This is a genomic window from Acetobacter senegalensis (assembly GCF_001580995.1).
Taxonomy (GTDB): domain Bacteria; phylum Pseudomonadota; class Alphaproteobacteria; order Acetobacterales; family Acetobacteraceae; genus Acetobacter; species Acetobacter senegalensis.
On sequence record NZ_LHZU01000029.1, the window covers coordinates 1 to 1165 of the forward strand.

Sequence of the window (1165 nt, forward strand, 5' to 3'; positions counted from 1 at the left end):
GGAATAAAGGAGCCGGTGCCGACCACATCAATGGGGGCGTGGGCATCGGCCATGCAGGCGCATTTGGTAACGCCAAAGCCGGAGGAAGCAATGATCTTCACATGCGGGAAGCCAGCCTCATCCAGCGCGTCACGCATGCGCCAGACAGCAGCGGCGGAAACGCCGGTGCCAATCAGGTAACGCAGTTCTGAATCAGAACGATACCGGCGCAGGGCTTCCGGTGCGTGGCGATCAACTACCGCGTAGGATTCCTGCGGGTTCAGCCCTTCCAGAAACCGCCCGCCATGGGTGTCAAGGCGCACGCCAAGGCGGCCCTGTGCGGCAAGGTCAGGAAAGCGGCGGCATACGGCCAGCGCATCCGTCACTTCCTTGCCAAAGTAATCTACCAGCACCACCAGATCCGTTTCCGGATATAGCTCGTGGAACATTTCCGCAGCGCGCACGGTAGAACCCGCATAGCCAATAAGGGCATGGGGCATGGTACCATAGCCATGCGTGCTGTTGAAAAACGGCGCTACGGCATCATTTGCCGTGCCGATAAAGCCGATGGCGCCATCGCGTTTGGCGGCACGCCCCCCTACGGAAGCCGCATAGGCCATCAGTTCCTGCATTTCATATCCCGCGCAGTGGCGGGCATCCATGGCCAGAAACTTGGTGTGGGGCAGGGAGACGGCAATTTGATAGGCGCGGTGGGCGGCCACACAGGGGCTGCCCAGCTTTTGCAGCAGAAGCGTTTCCAGATCAGCCAGATGGGTGAAGGAGCCGGTGATGTACACCAGGGGCTCACCCGCACCGACCCATGCCCCTTCAGGGTGGATCAGATCAATTGTGTAAGGGCTGTTCCGCTCCGCCATCACGTTCTTCAGCCATTCCAGCATCAGCCCCGGCGCGGAGATGACGGGACGACGAATGAAGAAGGCGTATGTAACCTCACAGTCTCCAAAGTGAGAGACAATCCGCTTGGTGCGGTTGAAGTAGGAATCCGTTCTGGCCGTAATGACCGGGTCGGGAAGCGGTGCGGACGAACAGGCCGTTTTCAGGCCGGGCGTTTCAACGCCGTTAGAAGGCTGCACCATCCTTGTCTCATCTCCATTCCGGTTCAGGCTGTCTGGATGATGGGGGTTCCGGGCGGTGCGGTAAAGGCACCCCCCGGTTCTGTGATCGT

General features: G+C 60.1%; 1 protein-coding gene. It reads right to left on the bottom strand.

The genetic code is table 11. From position 1 onward, the window contains the following. A partial coding sequence (locus tag AD948_RS00170) for a nicotinate phosphoribosyltransferase (protein ID WP_082782223.1) occupies positions 1–1076 on the bottom strand: 1076 nt, incomplete at its 3' end. Positions 1077–1165 lie beyond the last annotated feature (89 nt).